Genomic DNA, 18,472 nt, shown 5'->3' with positions numbered 1-18,472 from the left:
CGCACCGTCTCAGATCATCCCGAGGGCGGCTTTGTAGGTCTCGAGAATCGCCTCGTGCTCGGCGCGCTCGTCCTTGTCCTGCTTGCGCAGGCGGATCACGGCGCGCAGCGCCTTGGTGTCGTAGCCGTTGCCCTTCGCCTCGGCGAACACGTCCTTGATGTCGTCGGCGATCGCTTTCTTCTCTTCTTCCAGCTTCTCGATGCGCTCGACGAAGGCACGGAGCTGATCCTGGGCGAACCGCTCCGCGCGATTCTTGTCGGCACGGGCATCGGCGGCGGCGGTTGCGGGCATCTCGGTCCTCGACGAAAAACGTGTTTCGGCTGATACGGGCCAATTCTGCCAGCCCGTCAAGGCGACGCGAGGGCAGGAGGGCCGCGATCCACATCATCCACACGCCCGCGCAAAAAAGCCGGACGTGTGGGCGAAAAGCCTCGACCGTGGATCGCGGGGCGCTCGGCCGTGCGTGTGGGTTCAGCCGTGCGTGTGGGTCTTGGCGAAGGCGGCCTGCTGGGCGGGGGTCGCCTCGCGCTGGTAGGTCGCCTTCCAGGTGTCGTAGGGCATGCCGTAGACGGCCTCGCGGCTCTGGTCCTTGGAGAGCGGCACGCCGGTCGCGTCGGCGGCGTCCTTGAGCCAGTTGGACAGGCAGTTGCGGCAGAAGCCGGCGAGATTCATCAGGTCGATGTTCTGCACATCGGTGCGGTCGCGCAGATGCGCGACGAGCCGCCGGAACACGGCGGCTTCGAGCGCCGTGCGGACGGCCGGATCGAGCGCGTCGAGGGAACCGAACAGGTCGGAACGGTCGGGGGTCTGGGTCATGATGATGGGTCTCCGCTGATCGGCAAGATAGGGCCGGCCACGCACGCTCGCCAGCCATCCGCCAGCCGCACGCCGATCGCATGCCGGTCGTGCCCGGTGCCAGCGTAGTTCTCCGGGATGCTTTCTCCCGGCGAGGCTCTATAAGGCGAACGCTCCGCGGCGTGCCGCGACGCTGCCGTGGCGCGCCGACGAAAACATCAGAGGTTGCAATGAGCCCGAGCCGCGATCTGCTGGTCAAGCTGTACGAGGCGGCCGTCGCGGCCGCGCATCCTTCGGTCTGCCTGCCCCCGGCGCTGCCGGCTCCTCCGGAGACTGGGCGGGTCGTCGTGCTGGCCGCCGGCAAGGCCGCCGGCGCGACCGTCGAGGCCGTCGAGGCGCACTACCTCGACAAGCTGCGGCTGCCCAAGGACCGGCTGACCGGCATCGCGGTGACGCGGCACGGCCACGGCCGCAAGGGCCGGGTGATCGAGGTGGTCGAGGCCGGACATCCGGTGCCCGACGCGGCCGGTCTCGCCGGCGCCGAGACGACGCTCGCGCTCGCCGACGCGGCCGGGCCGAACGATCTCGTCCTGGTGCTGGTGTCGGGCGGCGCCTCGGCCAACTGGATCGCGCCGGCCGCGGGCATCTCGCTCGCCGCCAAGCAGGCCGTCACCCGCCAGCTCCTGCGCTGCGGGGCGGCGATCGGCGAGATCAACACGGTCCGCAAGCATCTCTCCCGGCTGAAGGGCGGCCGGCTCGCGGCGCGCGCCCATCCGGCCAAGGTGGTGACGCTGTCGATCTCCGACGTGCCCGGCGACGATCCGAGCGTGATCGGCTCCGGCCCGACCGTGCCGGATCCGACGACGCTCGCCGACGCCCGCGCCATCGTCGCCCGCTACGGTCTCGACATCCCGGACGAGATCAAGGCGGCGCTGGAGACCCCGGCGAACGAGACGCCCAAGCCCGGCGACCCGGTCTTCGCGGATCTCGACTACCGGATCGTGGCGCGGCCGCAGGATGCCTTCGAGCAGGTCGAGGCCAAGGTCCGGGCGTCCGGGCTCGACTGCCTGCTGCTCGGCGACCGGCTGGAGGGCGAGGCCCGCACGGTCGCGGCCCAGCACGCCGCCATCGCCAAGGAGTTCGTCGCCCAGCACCGCCGCGCCGTGATCCTGTCGGGCGGTGAGCTGACCGTGACGTTGCGTGGAAAGGGCCGCGGCGGGCCGAACCAGGAATACGTGCTGGCGCTCGCGGCCGCCCTCGACGGCCTGCCCGGCGTGGCGGCGCTCGCCGCCGACACCGACGGCATCGACGGCGGCGGCGGCAAGGCCGACGATCCGGCCGGCGCCTTCGTCGACGAGACCACCGTGGCACGGGCGCGCGCGCTCGGCCTCGATCCCGCCGCGTTTCTTGCCGACAACGATTCCACCGGCTTCTTCGAGCGGCTCGGCGACCTGTTGCGGCCCGGGCCGACCTGCACCAACATCAACGATTTCCGGGCTATTCTGGTCGACCGGTGATCGGCCCGGCAGGGACGACACGGCCCGGAATGGCACAGCGCGAAACCCCTCCCACCGTCGCCCGCCGGGCGCTCCCGACCGGGGCGCGGCGGGCCGCGGCCGTCGGCGCGGCGATCGGCGCGGCCGGCCTGCTCCTGCTCGCCGACGCGGGCAGTCCCGCCCGGGCGGATTTCCGGATGTGCAACAACACGGCCGGGCGGGTCGGGGTCGCGGTCGGCTACAAGGACGGCGACGGCTGGGCGACCGAGGGCTGGTGGAACCTGCCGGCCCGCACCTGCGAGACGCTGCTCCGTGGCACGCTGGTTGCACGATACTATTACATCTATGCCGTAGATTACGACCGGGGCGGCGAGTGGTCCGGTCAGGCCTTCATGTGCACGCGCGACAAAGAGTTCACGATTCGCGGGACGGAAGACTGTCTGGCGCGCGGCTACGACCGGACCGGCTTCTTCGAGGTCGACACCGGCGAGCAACAGACCTGGACGGTGCAGCTGACCGATTCCAACGAGCAGTCCTCGCAGCGGCCGGCCGGGGCCCCGCCCTCGGCGCCCGGCTCGCCCTCCTTCATGGCGGTGCCGCCCGCGCAAGGGCGCCCGCCGAGCCCACAGCCTTTCCCCGGAAGCCCTTCTCGATGAGACGCCAGCGGCGTGTGAAGATCGTCGCCACCCTCGGACCCGCCAGCGCCAACCAGGCGGCGATCGCCCGCCTGTTCCAGGCCGGCGCCGACGTGTTCCGCATCAACATGAGCCACACCACGCCGGAGCGGCTGCGCGAGATGGTGCGCATGATCCGCAGCGTGGAGGAGGATCTGGGCCGCCCGGTCGGCATCCTCGCCGACCTGCAGGGCCCCAAGCTGCGCATCGGCACCTTCGCGACCGACGCCGTGATGCTCGACCGCGGCGCGACCTTCGTGCTCGACGCCGACCCGACGCCCGGCACGGCCGAGCGCGTGCACGTCCCGCATCCGGAGGTGCTGGCCGCGCTCGAGCCCGGCCACAGCCTGCTGCTCGACGACGGCAAGCTGCGCCTCACCGTGGTCGAGGCGCATCCCGAACGGACCATCACCCGGGTCGAGGTCGGCGGCCGGCTGACCGCCCGAAAAGGCCTCAGCCTGCCCGATACGACGATCCCGCTGCCGGCCCTGACCGAGAAGGACCATCGCGACCTGGAGGCGGCGCTCGACGCCGGCGCCGACTGGATCGCCATGTCGTTCGTCCAGCGCGCCCAGGATCTCGCCGCCGCGCGAAAGATCACCCGCGGCCGCGCCGGTCTGCTCGCCAAGATCGAGAAGCCGCAGGCGGTCCGTGATCTCGCCGACATCCTCGACGCCGCCGACGCCCTGATGGTGGCGCGCGGCGATCTCGGCGTCGAGATGCCGCTGGAGAAGGTGCCGGGCATCCAGAAACAGATCACCCGCGAGGCGCGGCGCGCCGGCAAGCCCGTCGTGGTGGCGACCCAGATGCTCGAATCGATGATCTCGAGCCCGGTGCCGACCCGCGCCGAGGTGTCGGACGTGGCGACCGCGATCTTCGAGGGCGCCGACGCCGTGATGCTGTCGGCCGAATCCGCCTCCGGCCAGTACCCGGTCGAGGCGGTCGCGACGATGAACCGGATCGCCGAGGAGGTCGACCACGACCCGACCTACGAGACCGTGATCCAGGGCCTGCGGGCGCCGCCCGAGCGCACCGGCGCCGACGCCATCGCGGCCGCCGCCCGCCAGATGGCCGAGACGCTCGACCTCTCGGCCGTGGTGTCGTGGACCTCGTCGGGCGCGACCGCCTTTCGGGTGGCGCGCGAGCGGCCGAGCGTGCCGGTGGTGTCGATCTCGCCCAACCTCGCCACGGGGCGCAAGCTGGCGCTGGTGTGGGGCGTCCACGCCGTGGTCGACGCCGACGCGCGCGATCCCGACGACATGGTCGAGCGCGCCTGCCGCACCGCCCATGCCCAGGGCTTCGCCCGCGCCGGCGACCGCATCATCATCGTCGCCGGCATGCCGCTCGGCATGCCGGGCGCCACCAACATGGTGCGCATCGCCTATGTGAGCCCGAAGGCAGCCGAGTAGGCGGCTTTCCCCTAGACCGTCATCCTGGGGTGCCCGACGAAGCGGGGCCGCGAAGGATGCGGCCCCGACCCGGCCGTCGCCCTTCGAGGCTCGCCTCCGGCGAGCACCTCAGGCTCGCCTCCGGCGAGCACCTCGGGGTGACGGAGAAAGGTTGGCGGATCTGGCGGTCAGCCTCAGATCGGCCGGCCCTCGACCTTCTCGGTCAGGCCGCGGACCTTGTCGGCCATGCCCTTGAGGTGCGGGTTGACGTCGAGCGCCTTGCGATAGGCGTCGAGCGCGTTTTTCTCGTCGCCGATCTCCTGCATGATGGTGCCCAGCCCGGCGAGCGCGCCGAAATGGCGGGGCTCGCGGCGCAGCACCTGGCGCAGGTCGGCGAGCGCGGCGGCGTAGTCCTTTTTCAGGAAGAACACGGTGGCGCGGCGGTTCCAGCCTTCGACATAGTCGGGCTTGATCTCGACCACGGCGTCGAGGAGCCGGATCGCCAGCGCGTGGTCGTCCTTGTCGATCGCCGCCTTGGTGCGGGCCATCAGCAAGTTGACGGTGTCGCTGCCGGAGGCGAGCCAGACCGCCCAGATGCGGTTCTCGACCGCCTTGGCCGTGGTCTCGTCGGGGGCGACCTTGAGGGCGCCGAACAGGGTGTCGAGGTTGCGGGTCGGATCGCCCTGCGGGAGCTTCGGCACCTTGGCGGGCGGCTCCACCCAGTCGGGCTCGGCGCCGGGCGCGGCGCCCGGCGGCGCCGTTTGCGCCGTCGCCGGCGCAGTCATCGCGAGAGACGCCAAAAGGCCGCCGGCGGCGAGGGCCGCGGCGACCGATCGAAAGGCGGAAAGACGTCTGAAGTCCGGCCGTCGACTGCTCATCGGAACAGTCTAGGGCGCCCGGCGCGCGCCCGGCAAGGGCGCGGCCCGTCCGGCCCGATCACGGCCGCGCGAGACGGCGGTGCCGGTCCGACGACGCGAACCTCAGCCCTGGCGAGCCTTGAAGCGACGCTGGGTCTTGTTGATGATGTAGACGCGGCCCTTGCGGCGGACCAGGCGGTTGTCCCGGTGGCGCCCGCGCAGCGACTTGAGCGAGTTGCGGATCTTCATGGCTCGTCCTCGGCACGCCGTGGGCCGAGGCCACGGGTGAATGGGCAAAACGATCCTCGCGCGGCCGAGCCTGTGGCCCGGCGAGGCGGGATCGGGTGGAAGTCTTGGCGCAGCGTCTCGGCCCGGGGCCGGGACTGCGCGTCGGGGGCGGAAAATAGGGAGGACGGCCGCGCGGGTCAAGCCGCGAGAACGCCGGTCGGAGCGTCGGTCGGAGCGTCGGTCGGCCTCGCCTCCCGGGCCGCCGGCACGGCCTAAGTCGCCGCCGCGTCAGGCCGCCGTCACGGCCGCCAGAAAGCCGTCGACCTCCTGGCGCAGCCGCCCGGAGCGGGCCGACAGGGCGCCGGCGGCGCCGAGCACGTCGGCGGCCGCCCGGCCGACCGCGTCCGAGGCCTCGGTCACCCCGCCGATGGTGGCGGCGACGTGGTGCGTGCCGGTCGCCGCCTCCTGGACGTTGCGGGCGATCTCGCGGGTCGCCGCCCCCTGCTGCTCGACGGCGGAGGCAATGCCGGCCGTGATCTCGTCGATGGTCGTGATGGTCGTCCGGATGCCTTCGAGCGCCGTCACGGCCTCGTCGGTGGCGTTCTGGATCTGCTGCACCTGGGCGGCGACCTCCTCGGACGCCTTGGCGGTCTGGGTGGCGAGGCTCTTCACCTCGGTGGCCACCACGGCGAAGCCCTTGCCGGCCTCGCCGGCGCGCGCCGCCTCGATGGTGGCGTTCAGGGCCAGGAGGTTGGTCTGGCCCGCGATGGTCTGGATCAGGGCGACGACGTCGCCGATCTTGCGGGCGTCCGCGGCGAGGCTGCGCATCACCGCGTCGGTGCGGGTGGCGTCGCCGACCGCGCGGCGCGCGACGGCGGCCGACTGCGTCACCTGGCGGCCGATCTCCTGGCTCGACGAGGACAGCTCCTCGGTCGCCGCGGCGACCGAGCGGACATTGGCCGAGGTCTGGCCGGTGGCGGCCGCGACCGTGCCGGCGAGCGCGCCGGAGGTCTCGGCCGACCGCGTCATGGTGCGGGCGCGGGCCTCCATGTCGACGGCGCCGCGCGAGACCTCGGCGATCAGGCTGCCGACCGTCGCCTCGAAGCGGCCGGCGAGCGCCGTCATGGCGGCACGCTTGTCCTCGGCGGCGCGGCGTGCGGCGGCCGCGTGCTCGGCCTCGAGCCGTGCCTTGGCGGCGGCGTTGTCCTTGAACACCTGCATGGCCCGGCCCATGGCGCCGAGCTCGTCGCGCCGCTCCGCCTCGGGGAACGCCACGGTCAGATCCCCGGCGGCGAGCGCCCGCGTCTTGTCGCCGAGCCCCTGGATGGCGCGGGCGAGATTGCGGCCGACCAACGCGATCATCAGGAGTGCCGGCAGCGCGACCACCACGATCACGGCGGCGAGCTTGAACGCCATCGCCTTGAAATCCGTCCACAGGTCGTCCGTGTAGACGCCGGTGCCGACGAAGATCTTCCACGGCGCGAACGCCTTCACATAGGTGAGCTTGGGCACCGGGGGCGAGTCCTTGTCGCGCGCCCACATGTACGCGATGGTGCCGGCGCCCGGCCCGGTCGCGACCTTGACGAACTCGCGCACGATGTAGACGCCGTTCGGATCCTTGAGGTCGCTCAGATCCTTGCCGATCAGCGCCGGCGCCAGCGGATGGGCGAAGCCGACGTGATCGAAGCCGTGGGCGAACAGATACTCGTTGCCGGCGTAGCGCAGCCCGTGCAGGGCGTCGCGGAAGCGCGCCATCGCCTCCTCGCGGGTCAGCTTGCCGGCCCGCTCGTCCGCCTCGAACTTGGCCGCCAGCGTATGGCCGACCTCGACGATCTGCTTCAGCGCGGCCACCCGGTCGTCGTGCATGCGGCTGTAGGTGATCCACAGCGCCGCGCCGGCCACCGTCGCGCAGGCGAGCCCGGCCAGCGCCACCAGCGCCCACACCTTGACCTTGATGGAATGAAGGATCCCCGACATGGCGCCGCATCCTCGTGCCAGCTTTGCGGGGGTTCTCTCTTATAGGACGTGACTGCTAATGCCGGATTAATGCGGCTATGCTCACCGATCGGCCGGTCCGTGACCGACGAGCGTCACCGCTTCTTCTGCCGTCGCTCCGGCATCTGGTGGACGCCGATCTCGGCCTTGCGGTGGAAGCTGCGCTGGCCGCAGCGGCTGCAGCGGACCGAGAACTCGTCGACGATCGTCTCGAAGCGCTGCACCGTGTTGGGGGTGGCGCATTTGGGGCAGGCGACGACGCCGCGCGCCCAGGTGCCCCTGGCGTTGCCCTTGCGGGATTGCGACGTCTGGCTGGTGGAGCTGAAGAACATGGGGTCTCGTCCTCCGGCCCCCCGGCCCGAGTACGGTAGTTCCACACCAGGATCGAAAGCGCGTAAAGGTCGATCGTTCGGATCAGTAAACGGTTGACCACGCCGCCCGACGCAATCGCCGGGAGAGCGGGCTCGCGTCAGCCGGGCGGGACGGGGGCGCGCCGGCCGCGGGCGTCGATCGGCCAGACGTCGACCAGCCGGTCGCCGCGCACGCAGAGATACGCGTCGTGCAGCGCGACGGTCGGGTCGCAATGCGGCACCGTGCATTCGATCACGGTGCCGAGCGGCGGCGGGGGCACCCCCTCGGGCACGACGAGTCGCCCGTGCTCGTCGCCCGCGAACGCATAGGCCGCGCCGGCGAGCGGACCGGCCGCCACGGTGGGCAGCGGTCCATTGAGCGCGAACGCCTTGGTGCCGCCGTCGGTCGTCACCTGACCGGCGACGTTCGCGCTCACCACCGCGACGGCGACGAACAGGGCCGGCCGGAACGGCCACGGCACCCCGGGCGCGTGCTCGACGGCGCCGTATTCGGCGTCCATCACCACATAGGAGCCGACCTGCAGCTCGGTGAAGGGGCCTTCGGAATCGATCGCGTGCGTGCCGGTCCCGACGCCTGTGACGATCGCGGGCGCGAGGCCCTCGGCGCGCAGCTCGGCGACCAACGCCGCCACGCGGTCGTGTGCGGTGCGGGCGAGCGCCTCGCGCTCGGTCCGGGTCGGGACATGCTGCAGATGGCCCGCATAGGCCTGCACGCCACGAAACCGCAGCGCCTTCCACGAGGCGATCTCGCGGGCGAGCCGGACGCCCGCAGCGACGTCGGCGACCCCGGTGCGGCGTTGGCCGAGATCGAGGTCGACCAGCACGCCGAGCGTCTTTCCGCGCGCACCGGCGGCGGCGTCGAGGGCGGCGACGTTTCCGACGTCGTCCGCCACCACCATCACGTCGCCGGCCCGGTCGAGCAGATCCATCAGCCGGTCGATCTTGCCCCGTGTGACCAGCGGCGACGTGATCAGCACGCCCGGCAAGCCGGCCGCGACCATCACCTCGGCCTCGTCGATGGTGGCGCAGCAGATGCCGATCGCGCCGGCCGCGATCTGCCGCTTCGCGATCGCCGTCGACTTGTGCGTCTTGGCGTGCGGCCGCAGCGCCACGCCGGCGGCGCGGGCGATCCGCGCCATCGCGGCGAGGTTGAACTCGACCGCATCGAGATCGAGCACCAGGGCCGGCGTGTCGATGGCGCTCCGCGATCCGGGGACGCCGAACCGGGGGCCGGAGCGCGCGTCGGTCGGCAGGGCGACGAGGTCGATGGTCATGGGCGGGCTCCCGGGCGGCGAGGCGCCATCAAAGCCGCCAACGGCCGGACCGGCAAGCGCGACGCCGCGGCGGGCGGAGGAGACTTCGCGGTTGGAACCCGGCGCAAAGAGCGGCACAGTGAAGCACCGTCGTGCGCCGCACCGTAAGAGAGCGGTAATGCCGCTTTGCTAGACGGTCAGGACCGAGGAGGATGTCCCATGCGCCTGTCGCCGCTCGCCCTTGCCCTGATCGCCGCCGCTCTCGCCGTGCCCGCGGCGGAGCGTCCGGCGCTCGCCTCCGACCAGGTTCCGACCTTCGACGTGCGGCCGAGCTGCCGTGGCGGCTCCGACACCGAGGCGGCGCTGAAGAGCTGCCTGCAGTCCGAGGAGGACGCCCGCAAGCAGCTCGTCGCCGACTGGAGCAAGTGGACGGCCAAGCAGCGCCAGGGCTGCATCGCCGAGGCGGGGACCGAGCAGCCGAGCTATGTCGAGCTCCTCACCTGCCTGCAGATCGACAAGGAAGTGACGACCCTGCCGAACCAGAAGATCGACCTCGGCCCGCTGCGCAAGATCGACTGATCCGCCGGGCGGCCGCGACCGCGCGGCGCCACGTCCCCTCCCCCGACGGGAGACGCGCCGGGGTCGCGCGGCGGCCGAGCTTACCGCCTTATTAGCCATTGCGTTACCACTCCATAGCATGATGTCCGCGTGAATGGGGATCACGGGGGCGAGCGATGGCATCGCGGTCGGTCGGTACACTTCTGACGTCGGTGCTGGTGCTGCTCGCCGGCGGCGTGCTGGTCTCGACCGGCCTGCGCATGGTCGCGGCGGTCGGGCAGTTCCGGGCCAGCAGCGAGGCGCAGATGCTCGCCGCCGCCGACAAGACGATCTTCGAGGCGATCCGGGATCTCCGCGGCCAGCGCGGCAGCGCCATGACGGCGCTGATCGCCGAGGACGACCCGACGCCGAAGCTCGATGCGCTGCAACGGAGCGCGACCGCCCGCTACGAGGCGACGCGCGCGGCCCTCGCCGCCATCGACGTGCCCGACCGCGACGCCCTCGACGCGGCGATCGCCCGCGAATGGACCGTCGCGGCGTCGCATTACCCGCTCCTGATCGCCGAGGCCCAGCGGCCGCGCAAGGAGCGCGACCTGAAGCGGATCGCGGCCTGGCAGGACTCGCGCGGCATCTTCGAGCAGCTCAACAACGCCTCGAGCGCGGTGTCGAACCGCGCCCGCATGAGCCACCCGCTGATCGGCGAGATGGTCCAGGTGCGGCGCTTCGCCTGGCAGGCGCGGGACCGCTACGGCCTGCAATGCTCGCTGCTGCGCGGCAACGTCAACTCCGGCCAGGCGGCCAGCGAGGCCCAGAAGATCACCCACGGACAGCACCGCGCCGTCCTCGCGTCGAGCCTCGCCGGAATCGACGAGCTGCTCGCACGCCCGGGTGCGCCGGCGGCCGTGGCAGCGTCGTTCCGTGAGGCGCGCGGCCAGATCGACGCCGCCAACGCCAAGATCGACCAGGTCACGTCGCGCCTGGGCACCGGCACGGCGCCGCTGATGCCGCCGGCCGAATGGACCGCCACCTGCCAGGCGCCGTTCGACGCGATCGTCGCGGTCGCGATCGGCGCGCTCGACGAGGCGATCGCCCAGGGCGACCGCGACCGCGCGGCGGCGCTCACCAATCTGGTCGCCCAGTCGGTCGCCTTCGCGGCGGCGCTCGCCGTCGCCCTCTTCGGCTGGATCGTGGTGCGCCGGCGCTTCGCCGCGCCGGTGCGTTCGCTGCTCGCCTCGATCGAACGGCTGCGGGTCCGCGACTACGCGACCCCGGTGCCGCCGCCGGCCCATCAGGACGAGTTCGGCGCCATGGCGGTGGCCCTGGAGAATCTGCGCCAGGGGGCGGCGACCGCCGAGCGGCTCGCCGCCGAGCACGCGGCCGCCCAGCAGAGCCAGCTCGAACGCGCCGGCACCGTGAACAGCGCCTGCGAACGCTTCGACAGCACCGCGAAGAACGTGATCGACAGCCTCGGCCGCTCGGCCGGCGAGCTGCGCTCGACGGCCGCGGCGATGCGCACCATCGCGGGCCGGTCGAGCGAGGAGGCCGCCGCCGTCGCGGCCGCCGCCGACCAGGCGACCATGAACGTCCAGGCGGTCGCCGCGGCGACCGAGGAGCTGTCGCATTCGGTGAGCGAGATCTCGCGCCAGGTGCAGGCGAGCGCCGCCGGCGCCCGCGAGGCGGTCGTCCAGGCCGAGCGCACCAACACGACCGTCGACGCGCTCGCCGCGTCGGCCAAGCACATCGGCACCGTGGTCGAGCTGATCACCCAGATCGCCGGCCAGACCAATCTCCTGGCGCTCAACGCGACGATCGAGGCGGCGCGTGCCGGCGAGGCCGGTAAGGGCTTCGCCGTGGTGGCGCAGGAGGTGAAGCGGCTCGCCGGCCAGACCGCTCAGGCGACCGACGAGATCGCCCGGCAGGTGGCCGACATCCAGTCGGCGACCGAGACGGCGGTCGGCGAGATCCGCTCGATCGCCCACACGATCGGCGGCATCGACGAGAAGATGGCGGCGATCGCCGCCGCCGTGGAGCAGCAGGGCGCGGCCGCGCAGGAGATCTCGCGCAACGTCCAGCAGGCGTCGAGCGGCACCCAGGCCGTCACCCGCACCATCGGCAACGTCGCGGCGCTGAGCCGCGAGACCGGCACGGCGAGCGACGCCGTGCTCGAGTCGGTCGAGACCATGGCGTCCGACGCCGACCATCTGAGCGGCGACGTCGAGCGCTTCTTGCGGAGCGTGCGGGCAGGGTGAGGCGATCGGGCACCACGTTGCTCCGTCGCCCCGAAGTGGCCGCGCACAGCGCGGTCGTCGAAGGGCGACGGTCGAGGCGCTCCGGCCGTCGTCCTGCGAGGCCCGGCTCCCGCCGGGCGGCTCAGGATGACGGATCGAGGTCACTGCGCACCGGCGGGACGGTATCCGGACGCCGCGGTTCTCCTACAGCGACACGTTGGCGTCCTTGACGGCCTCGCGCCACAGGGCGACGTCGGCCGCGATGGTCGCCTTGAACTCGTCCGGCGTGGAGCCGATCGGGTCGACCCCGAAGCTGTCGAGCTGCTCCAGCGTCTTCTTCTCCTTCAGGGCCGCCTTCACCTCGCGGGCGAGGAGGTCGACGATCTCCTTCGGGGTGCCGGCCGGCGCGATCAGGCCGTTCCAGGTGTCGGTCTTGAAGCCCGGATAGCCCTGCTCGGCGACGGTCGGCACGGCCGGCAGCTTGGGCGCGCGGGTGGCGCCCGATACGGCGATCGCGCGCAGCGCCCCGCCGGCATGCGGCAGCGCCTCCGAGAGATTGCCGAAATACATCGGCACATGGCCGGCGATCACGTCGGCGACGGCCGGCGCGCCGCCCCGATAGGGCGTGTGCATCATGTCGAGGCCGGCGCGCTTGACGAACAGCGCCATGGTGAGATGGCTGATGCTGCCGTTGCCGCCGGAGGCGTAGACGACCTTGCCGGGGCGCTCCTTCACGTAGGCGACGAGCTCGGGCAGCGTCTGGGCCGGGAAGGACGGGTGGACGACCAGGCAGAACGGGTTGCTGGCGACGTTGCTGATCGCCGTGAAGTCGGTCAGCGGATCGTAGTTCGTCTTCTTGATCGCCGGGAACACGGCCATCTGGGCGACGGCCGCGACCATCAGGGTGTAGCCGTCGGCGGGCGATCGCGCCGTCGCCTCGGCCGCGATGGTGCCACCCGCGCCGGTGCGGTTCTCGACCACGAACTGCTGGCCGAGCCGCTCGCTCAGATGGGCGGCGAGCAGACGGGCGATGCCGTCGGTGTTTCCGCCGGCCGCGAACGGCACCAGGATGCGGACCGGCCGGTCCGGCCAGCCGCTCGCCCGCGCCGACAGCGGCAGGCCCAGGGGTCCGGCCCCGGCCACCATGGCTCCGGCCGCCAGCGACTTCAGCAGCGCACGTCGTGTCGTCATATCTCGCTCCGCTCCGACCTTGTGCTCTCGCGCGCGGCGGGTCCCGGTCCCGTCAGTTGCGATCGACCCTCGTGAATGTCCTCCTCGAAGGGGGTGTCGTCCCTTGGGGCGCGACGGCGTTCAGTCGACGGCGGCTGCGGCGCGCAGCCCCTCGATCATCGCCGTTCGCATGAGAAACGGGCGGGCCTTGGCGGGGTCCGCGGCGGTGTCGCGCAGCTCGCTCAGGCGGGCCTCGCGGACCGCCGGATCCTTCTCCTCGAGCACGCGCTTGTTCTGGATGGTCATCGCCTGCAGGAACGCGTTGGCGACGTGGCGGCGCTGCCGGTCGTAGCGGTCGAGCAGATCGTCGCGCGCGCCGCCGAGCACGCGCACGAGCGCGCCGGCGAGGCTGACCGCGTCGTGAATGCCGAAGTTCATGCCCATGCCGCCGAGCGGATTGTTGACGTGAGCCGCATCGCCGGCGAGCAGCACGCGGCCGCGCCGGTAGGTCGCCGCGACCCGCTGGTGGACCGTGTAGAGATTGGTGTGGACGATCTTTATGGGCTCGTCGGTGGCGAGGAAGCCGCGCACTCTGGTCTCGGCGCCGACGGGGTCCAGCAGATCCTCGGCGGCCGCCTCGGGTGGCGTCGGGAAGACGACGCGCCACAGGCCGGGCGGACCCTCGCCCGGCACCTTGAACAGGGCGCACCACTCGCGCGGATCCGACACGTAGCAGGAATAGGCGAAGCCGCGCCGGGCGAAGTCGAACGTCGTGGTGACGACGAGGAATCGCTCCTGATACGTGAAGCCCTCGAAATCGATCTCCTGCGACTTGCGCACCACGCTGCGGCCACCGTCGGCGCCGATCACATAGGCGCCGCGCACCGCCTCGCCGTTCTCCAGGATCACGGCGGCGCCGGCGGCGTCCTGGGTCACGGTCGCGGCCGGCGCGCCGTAGCGGATGTCGACGTTGCGGAAGGCGGCGAGCCGGTCGGTCAGGATCGCGACCAGCTTGTGCTGCTCGCACTGCAGCCGGTACGGATAGGGCGTCACGTCGGCGATAAGGCCGAGGTCGAACTGCGCGACCAGCCCTTCGTCGCGGCCGCGGAACTGCCATTGCGGGCAGAGGATGCCGCGGGCGTGCAGCTCGGCCGTGACGCCGGTGTCGGCGTACATCTCGAGCGTCGGCGGATGGAACGTCGCGGCGCGCGGATCCTCGTAGATCTCGCTGCGCGCCTCCAGCACCGTGACGGGCACGCCGGCGCGCGCCAGGAACAGCGCCGCCGTCAGCCCGGTCGGCCCCGCTCCGACGACGACGACGCGCTCCTGCGCCATTCGCGGCTCCTCAAAACTCTTCCAGCACCCGGCCGAAGCCGTAGAGCCGGTCGTCGATGCCGCTGCGGCGCAGCGCGTCCCAATAGGTGACGACGTTCATGGCGAGCACCGGCTTGCCGAGCCAGCGCTCCGCCTCGGCCGCGACGGCGCCGTTCGCAAGGTTCGTGCCGACCTGCAGGATGGCGTCGATGTCGTCGCCGTCGATCTCGCGCAGCACCTTGCGCAAGGTCGCCGGCTGCACCTGCGCGATGGCGAACGGCGAGGCGCAGCGCAGGCCGACGATGCGCTTCACGTCGAAGCCGGCCTCGGTCAGATAGGACGCGACCGTCTCGTCGCCTTTCGGCTGATGCGGGGTGAGGACGGCGATGCGCTTCGCCCCGAAAGCCGTCAGCGCCGCCGTCGCCGCGGTCGAGCCCATCGAGACGCCGACGCCGGCGCGCTTTTCCAGATCGGCCTGCAAGGCCGCCGCACCGGCAACGCCGCCTGTGAAGGCCTCGATCGCCACCGCCATGATCACGTGGTCGGGCGCGCAGGTCATCACCTGGTCGATGGCCGGGAAGATGCCGTCGCGCATGCGCTGGACGTGGGCCAGAAAGCCGGCGTCGCTCGCCTCGATCGGCTTGTTCTCCAGCGTGAGGCGGCCGACGTGGTTGGTGACGCCGCGCGGCCGCAGCGCCTCGCATTCGGGCCCGACCACCGTATTGGTGGAGGGCACGACGATGCCGATCTTCTTGCGATAGCCGAGAGCGTCCACGCGCTGCGCCTTTTTCGGTGGGCCGTGCGGTCCGGCCGACGTGATCACATGCTACGAACCGGCCGCGACGCGCGGGAATGCCAATCTCGGTCATGCTGATTTCGCCGTTTGCGAAGGCAGTTCGCGAATTTGCCCAACGACTGTGCAGCGCGGTGACGCCATCTTGCGCTGCGACGATGTCGTGGCGCTCGGCAATGGTCCACTCTCCGCTCGGCCCCGCGCGGGCGGTCCGTCGGCGGATGGTCGAGATCTCCGTCCGGGTCCGGACTCCCGGATCGCATCGTCGGTGACTCAAGGGAGGTCGGCTTGCGGAGGACCGATCAGGGTCGACACGCGAACGGATCGGGACGGCGCGCGCGGACATCGGCGCGAGCCGTTTCCGGAGCGGCTGGCCGCAAGGCGCGACGCCGGTCGTGTCCCCGATGCAGGGCGGAACCGATCGGGCCGGGTGACCGTGGAAGCCCCCAGCCGACGGCGGAACGGTTCACGCCGGACGACAACGACCAGTCGCGCCACCTCGACCGCGTCGCCGCGCCGTTCACCGGGCCATCGGCGCCCCCGTGTCGCAATCGGTTCGCCGGTGTCCTCGCTGCGAAGGACCATCGTCTCCGCGCCGCCGCACCGGCCTCCGTACAGAACGAAACCGCCGAGATCGTGCCGGCGCCGGCCCGGGGACGGGCGAATGCTCGGCACCCTGCGACCAGGGCTGCTGCGACCGCCCGCTCACCCCATCGTGCGGGCGTAATCGCCGGCCGCGCGGGCGAGCAGCGTCTCGCAGGCCTCGGTCGTCATCTCGTCGACGGTGCCGAGGAGCTGGCCGGCGTCGCCGTGCCGGTAGAGCCAGACCTCGCGGCCGTCCCGCACGTTGATCGAGTGGCGCAGGCCGTGCGGCGCGCCGCCGCTCGGCTCGCTGGTCGGGGCGATCCAGACGTCGACGTGGGCGTGGTTGGTCGAGCGCGGATCGAGATTGGTGTCGACCCGGAACTGCACCCCGTGGGCGCCGAGCTCGCCGTTCGCCCGCTCGACCGCGGGAAGAAGGACGTCGCGCGCCCAGGCGGCACCGCGGTCGAACGCCGTGACGGCGCCGGCTGCCGCCGGCTCCGTCCTCTGGGGATGCGCCCGTCCACCCAGAAAGGCTTCCTCAACGCGTCCCATCGTCTGCCTCCTCGCTCGCGCCGCCGGTCGGCGGCGGATCAACGCACCAAGGCGGTCGCGGTTCGCCCGTGACGAACCCGCGGCGCATCGCGGCACCGCCGGGCCGCCCACACCCTACTCCGCCGCGAGCGGCGGCGCATCCTCCCCCCGGTGGAGCCGGTCGTCGACCCCTTGGATGCGCGGCAGCACGCCGGCGCCCGCAGGAGGTCGACCGGGCTCGGGCGCGGCGCCGCGTGCAGCGTCTCGCGCGACGGGGAATCGGCGGGCAGGAGGCCGAGCACGGGTGTGGTGCAGATCGCCGGCGCGGCCATGCGGCCGGCGACGACACACCGGCTCCGACGCCCGCGCGGCAGCCGCATCGCACGCGGCATTCCGGTCGCCGGCAGCGCGAGCCACGTCGCGGCGGCGGACCGTCGCCGCCGCCTCACAGCATCGAGGGCAGCACCCGGTCGGGCGGCCGGTGGCCGTCCATGAAGGTCTGGATGTTGATGATCACCTTGGTGCCCATGTCGACCCGGCCCTCGATCGTGGCCGAGCCGAGATGCGGCAGCAGCACGACCTTGCCGCTCCGCGCGAGGCGCATCAGCTTCGGGTTCACGGCCGGCTCGTGCTCGAACACGTCGAGCCCGGCACCGGCGATCTCGCCGGTCTCGATCATGCGGGCGAGCGCGTTCTCGTCGATGATCTCGCCGCGTGCCGTGTTGACGATGTAGGCGCCCTTCTGGAGCATCTTCAGGCGCCGCGCCGACAGGAGATGATAGGTCGCCGGCGTGTGCGGGCAGTTGACCGAGATGATGTCCATGCGGGCGAGCATCTGGTCGAGGCTCTCCCACCAGGTCGCCTCGAGCGCCTCCTCGATCTTGCCCGGCACCCGGCGACGATTGTGATAGTGGATCTGCACCCCGAAGGCGCGGGCGCGGCGCGCCACCGCCTGGCCGATACGGCCCATGCCGATGATGCCGAGGCGCTTGCCGGAGATGCGGTGGCCGAGCATCCAGGTCGGCGTCCAGCCGGTCCAGGCCTTGTCGCCGATCATCAGGGCGGCGCCCTCGGTGAGGCGCCGCGGCACCGCGAGGATCAGCGCCATCGCCATGTCGGCCGTGTCCTCGGTGAGGACGCCCGGCGTGTTGGTCACCGTGATGCCGCGCTGGAGCGCCGCGCCGACATCGATATTGTCGACACCATTGCCGAAATTCGCGATCAGCTTGAGCCGCTCGCCGGCATGGCCCAGCGCGTGCGCGTCGATGCGGTCCGTCACGGTCGGGACCAGCACGTCGGCCTCCTGCATCGCCTCGGCGAGGGCCGCCGGCGTCATCGGCGTATCGTCGATGTTGAGCCGCGTGTCGAACAGCTCCCGCATCCGGGTCTCGACGCTGTCGGGCAGCTTTCGCGTCACCACCACGACCGGCTTCTTCCGATTCGGCATGTCGTTCGCCCCACCGCATGCAGATCGCCCGAAACGGGCGGCCGCGGTCTTTCAGCCCTCTTTAACCCTCATCGCGGACATTGGAATTCCGCACTCGGAGGCACGTCGAGAAGGACCCTGCCGGCTCTTCTGTACCAGATGGCCGGGATAACACAATGCGCCAGAACCGGCTCCACACATCCCCTGTCCGGGCCCCGTCCGGGGCGCGCCGACAGGGCCCGAGTCATGCAATCGACGGCGATTCGCCGCGCCGCGCCGTGGCGCGCGCGGGGCTCGCGATCATCGCCGTGCTCGTCGTCGCGGCGATGAGCCGCGCCCCCGCCGGCGCCACCGATCTGCCGACGGGCGCAGTCTCCGGACTGCCGGTGCCGCGCTTCGTCAGCCTGAAGCCCGATCGCGTCAACGTCCGGGCCGGCCCGACCAAGGACCACGACGTCACCTGGGTCTACACCCGCTCCGGCCTGCCCGTGGAGATCACGGCCGAGTACGAGAACTGGCGTCGCATCCGCGACTGGGAGGGCGCCGAGGGCTGGGTCTACCACTCGCTGCTGTCGGGCAAGCGCACCGCCTTCGTGGCGCGCGCCAAGGGCAGCGACGAGCTCGTCCCGGTGCGGTCCGACGCCGATGCGGGAAGCCCGGTGACGGCGCGGCTCGAGCCCGGCGTGGTCGGCACCGTCAAGCGCTGCGACGGCAGGTGGTGCCGGTTCGTCGGCGACAAGTTCGACGGCTGGATCGCCCAGGAGCGCCTGTGGGGCGTCTATCCGAACGAGAAGGTGGATTGACCGGCCG

The 18,472-nt window shown here is 71.9% G+C and carries 18 protein-coding genes; 6 read left to right on the top strand and 12 right to left on the bottom strand.

Annotated elements, in window-relative coordinates:
* Positions 1–9: 9 nt before the first annotated feature.
* Together ACFSOX_RS20155 and ACFSOX_RS20150 are read right to left on the bottom strand one after the other, a co-directional pair.
* Complete coding sequence (locus ACFSOX_RS20155) at positions 10–291, bottom strand: DUF2312 domain-containing protein (protein ID WP_378479616.1); 282 nt, start codon at positions 289–291, stop codon at positions 10–12.
* A 180-nt stretch (positions 292–471) separates the two neighbouring features.
* Positions 472–816, bottom strand: coding sequence for a DUF1244 domain-containing protein (locus ACFSOX_RS20150; protein WP_378479615.1), 345 nt, complete (start codon positions 814–816; stop codon positions 472–474).
* A gap of 209 nt (positions 817–1,025) precedes the next feature.
* Between ACFSOX_RS20150 and ACFSOX_RS20145 the strand changes: the two genes are divergently transcribed.
* Genes ACFSOX_RS20145 through pyk form a run of 3 tightly spaced genes read left to right on the top strand, consistent with a single transcriptional unit; the run spans position 1,026 to position 4,374 of the window.
* A complete protein-coding gene (locus ACFSOX_RS20145) occupies positions 1,026–2,312 on the top strand; it encodes a glycerate kinase type-2 family protein (RefSeq protein WP_378479614.1) in 1,287 nt (428 codons plus the stop codon).
* Positions 2,313–2,341: 29 nt separating this feature from the next.
* Complete coding sequence (locus tag ACFSOX_RS20140; protein ID WP_378479613.1) at positions 2,342–2,947, top strand: DUF1036 domain-containing protein; 606 nt, start codon at positions 2,342–2,344, stop codon at positions 2,945–2,947.
* Positions 2,944–4,374 (top strand): pyruvate kinase, encoded by a 1,431-nt coding sequence (pyk, locus tag ACFSOX_RS20135; RefSeq protein ID WP_378479612.1) that lies wholly within the window; start codon positions 2,944–2,946, stop codon positions 4,372–4,374. The genes ACFSOX_RS20140 and pyk overlap by 4 nt, the downstream gene beginning before the upstream one ends.
* Before the next feature lie 173 nt (positions 4,375–4,547).
* Here the strand turns inward: pyk and ACFSOX_RS20130 are convergent, their stop codons facing one another.
* The 5 genes from ACFSOX_RS20130 to ACFSOX_RS20110 all read right to left on the bottom strand — a co-directional run bounded on the left by ACFSOX_RS20130 (position 4,548) and on the right by ACFSOX_RS20110 (position 9,078).
* Complete coding sequence (locus ACFSOX_RS20130; RefSeq protein ID WP_378479611.1) at positions 4,548–5,138, bottom strand: tetratricopeptide repeat protein; 591 nt, start codon at positions 5,136–5,138, stop codon at positions 4,548–4,550.
* Between the two features lie 195 nt (positions 5,139–5,333).
* Complete coding sequence (ykgO, locus tag ACFSOX_RS20125; RefSeq protein WP_111359374.1) at positions 5,334–5,459, bottom strand: type B 50S ribosomal protein L36; 126 nt, start codon at positions 5,457–5,459, stop codon at positions 5,334–5,336.
* Positions 5,460–5,726: 267 nt separating this feature from the next.
* The gene (locus ACFSOX_RS20120; RefSeq protein ID WP_378479610.1) at positions 5,727–7,415 is read right to left on the bottom strand and encodes a methyl-accepting chemotaxis protein; all 1,689 of its coding nucleotides are present in this window, start codon (positions 7,413–7,415) and stop codon (positions 5,727–5,729) included.
* 113 nt (positions 7,416–7,528) lie between these two features.
* A complete protein-coding gene (locus ACFSOX_RS20115; RefSeq protein WP_378479609.1) occupies positions 7,529–7,765 on the bottom strand; it encodes a hypothetical protein in 237 nt (78 codons plus the stop codon).
* Between the two features lie 137 nt (positions 7,766–7,902).
* Positions 7,903–9,078, bottom strand: a complete 1,176-nt coding sequence (locus ACFSOX_RS20110) for a DSD1 family PLP-dependent enzyme (RefSeq protein WP_378479608.1) — start codon at positions 9,076–9,078, stop codon at positions 7,903–7,905.
* 198 nt (positions 9,079–9,276) lie between these two features.
* On the opposite strand from ACFSOX_RS20110, the gene ACFSOX_RS20105 reads away from it, so the two are divergent.
* On the top strand, positions 9,277–9,636 hold the full coding sequence (locus ACFSOX_RS20105; protein WP_378479607.1) for a hypothetical protein: 360 nt from the start codon (positions 9,277–9,279) through the stop codon (positions 9,634–9,636).
* A 155-nt stretch (positions 9,637–9,791) separates the two neighbouring features.
* Positions 9,792–11,864, top strand: a complete 2,073-nt coding sequence (locus tag ACFSOX_RS20100) for a methyl-accepting chemotaxis protein (RefSeq protein ID WP_378479606.1) — start codon at positions 9,792–9,794, stop codon at positions 11,862–11,864.
* A 183-nt stretch (positions 11,865–12,047) separates the two neighbouring features.
* Here the strand turns inward: ACFSOX_RS20100 and ACFSOX_RS20095 are convergent, their stop codons facing one another.
* The 5 genes from ACFSOX_RS20095 to ACFSOX_RS20075 form a co-directional block, all read right to left on the bottom strand.
* Positions 12,048–13,034 carry a Bug family tripartite tricarboxylate transporter substrate binding protein gene (locus ACFSOX_RS20095; protein WP_378479605.1) on the bottom strand — a complete coding sequence of 329 codons (987 nt, stop codon included), beginning with the start codon at positions 13,032–13,034 and terminating at the stop codon, positions 12,048–12,050.
* A gap of 120 nt (positions 13,035–13,154) precedes the next feature.
* Positions 13,155–14,348 carry an FAD-dependent oxidoreductase gene (locus ACFSOX_RS20090; protein WP_378479604.1) on the bottom strand — a complete coding sequence of 398 codons (1,194 nt, stop codon included), beginning with the start codon at positions 14,346–14,348 and terminating at the stop codon, positions 13,155–13,157.
* Between the two features lie 10 nt (positions 14,349–14,358).
* Entirely contained in the window at positions 14,359–15,102 is a 744-nt protein-coding gene (locus tag ACFSOX_RS20085; protein ID WP_378479603.1) for a maleate cis-trans isomerase family protein, read from the bottom strand.
* A gap of 723 nt (positions 15,103–15,825) precedes the next feature.
* Positions 15,826–16,257, bottom strand: a complete 432-nt coding sequence (locus tag ACFSOX_RS20080; RefSeq protein WP_378479602.1) for a hypothetical protein — start codon at positions 16,255–16,257, stop codon at positions 15,826–15,828.
* A 424-nt stretch (positions 16,258–16,681) separates the two neighbouring features.
* Positions 16,682–17,683 carry a 2-hydroxyacid dehydrogenase gene (locus ACFSOX_RS20075; protein ID WP_378479601.1) on the bottom strand — a complete coding sequence of 334 codons (1,002 nt, stop codon included), beginning with the start codon at positions 17,681–17,683 and terminating at the stop codon, positions 16,682–16,684.
* Positions 17,684–17,988: 305 nt separating this feature from the next.
* On the opposite strand from ACFSOX_RS20075, the gene ACFSOX_RS20070 reads away from it, so the two are divergent.
* On the top strand, positions 17,989–18,465 hold the full coding sequence (locus ACFSOX_RS20070) for an SH3 domain-containing protein (RefSeq protein ID WP_378479626.1): 477 nt from the start codon (positions 17,989–17,991) through the stop codon (positions 18,463–18,465).
* Positions 18,466–18,472: the final 7 nt, after the last annotated feature.

It is taken from the genome of Rhodoplanes azumiensis (genome assembly GCF_042682915.1).
Classification (GTDB): Bacteria; Pseudomonadota; Alphaproteobacteria; order Rhizobiales; family Xanthobacteraceae; genus Rhodoplanes; species Rhodoplanes azumiensis.
Note: the sequence above shows the minus strand (reverse complement) of the source record. Positions and strands in the feature narration are given on the sequence as shown.

Coding starts and splice junctions, on each gene's coding strand:
- ACFSOX_RS20155 (WP_378479616.1), bottom strand. CDS start 291: ATGCCCGCAACCGCCGCCGCCGATGCCCGTGCCGACAAGAATCGCGCG.
- ACFSOX_RS20150 (WP_378479615.1), bottom strand. CDS start 816: ATGACCCAGACCCCCGACCGTTCCGACCTGTTCGGTTCCCTCGACGCG.
- ACFSOX_RS20145 (WP_378479614.1), top strand. CDS start 1,026: ATGAGCCCGAGCCGCGATCTGCTGGTCAAGCTGTACGAGGCGGCCGTC.
- ACFSOX_RS20140 (WP_378479613.1), top strand. CDS start 2,342: ATGGCACAGCGCGAAACCCCTCCCACCGTCGCCCGCCGGGCGCTCCCG.
- pyk (WP_378479612.1), top strand. CDS start 2,944: ATGAGACGCCAGCGGCGTGTGAAGATCGTCGCCACCCTCGGACCCGCC.
- ACFSOX_RS20130 (WP_378479611.1), bottom strand. CDS start 5,138: ATGACTGCGCCGGCGACGGCGCAAACGGCGCCGCCGGGCGCCGCGCCC.
- ykgO (WP_111359374.1), bottom strand. CDS start 5,459: ATGAAGATCCGCAACTCGCTCAAGTCGCTGCGCGGGCGCCACCGGGAC.
- ACFSOX_RS20120 (WP_378479610.1), bottom strand. CDS start 7,415: ATGTCGGGGATCCTTCATTCCATCAAGGTCAAGGTGTGGGCGCTGGTG.
- ACFSOX_RS20115 (WP_378479609.1), bottom strand. CDS start 7,765: ATGTTCTTCAGCTCCACCAGCCAGACGTCGCAATCCCGCAAGGGCAAC.
- ACFSOX_RS20110 (WP_378479608.1), bottom strand. CDS start 9,078: ATGACCATCGACCTCGTCGCCCTGCCGACCGACGCGCGCTCCGGCCCC.
- ACFSOX_RS20105 (WP_378479607.1), top strand. CDS start 9,277: ATGCGCCTGTCGCCGCTCGCCCTTGCCCTGATCGCCGCCGCTCTCGCC.
- ACFSOX_RS20100 (WP_378479606.1), top strand. CDS start 9,792: ATGGCATCGCGGTCGGTCGGTACACTTCTGACGTCGGTGCTGGTGCTG.
- ACFSOX_RS20095 (WP_378479605.1), bottom strand. CDS start 13,034: ATGACGACACGACGTGCGCTGCTGAAGTCGCTGGCGGCCGGAGCCATG.
- ACFSOX_RS20090 (WP_378479604.1), bottom strand. CDS start 14,348: ATGGCGCAGGAGCGCGTCGTCGTCGTCGGAGCGGGGCCGACCGGGCTG.
- ACFSOX_RS20080 (WP_378479602.1), bottom strand. CDS start 16,257: ATGGGACGCGTTGAGGAAGCCTTTCTGGGTGGACGGGCGCATCCCCAG.
- ACFSOX_RS20075 (WP_378479601.1), bottom strand. CDS start 17,683: ATGCCGAATCGGAAGAAGCCGGTCGTGGTGGTGACGCGAAAGCTGCCC.
- ACFSOX_RS20070 (WP_378479626.1), top strand. CDS start 17,989: ATGAGCCGCGCCCCCGCCGGCGCCACCGATCTGCCGACGGGCGCAGTC.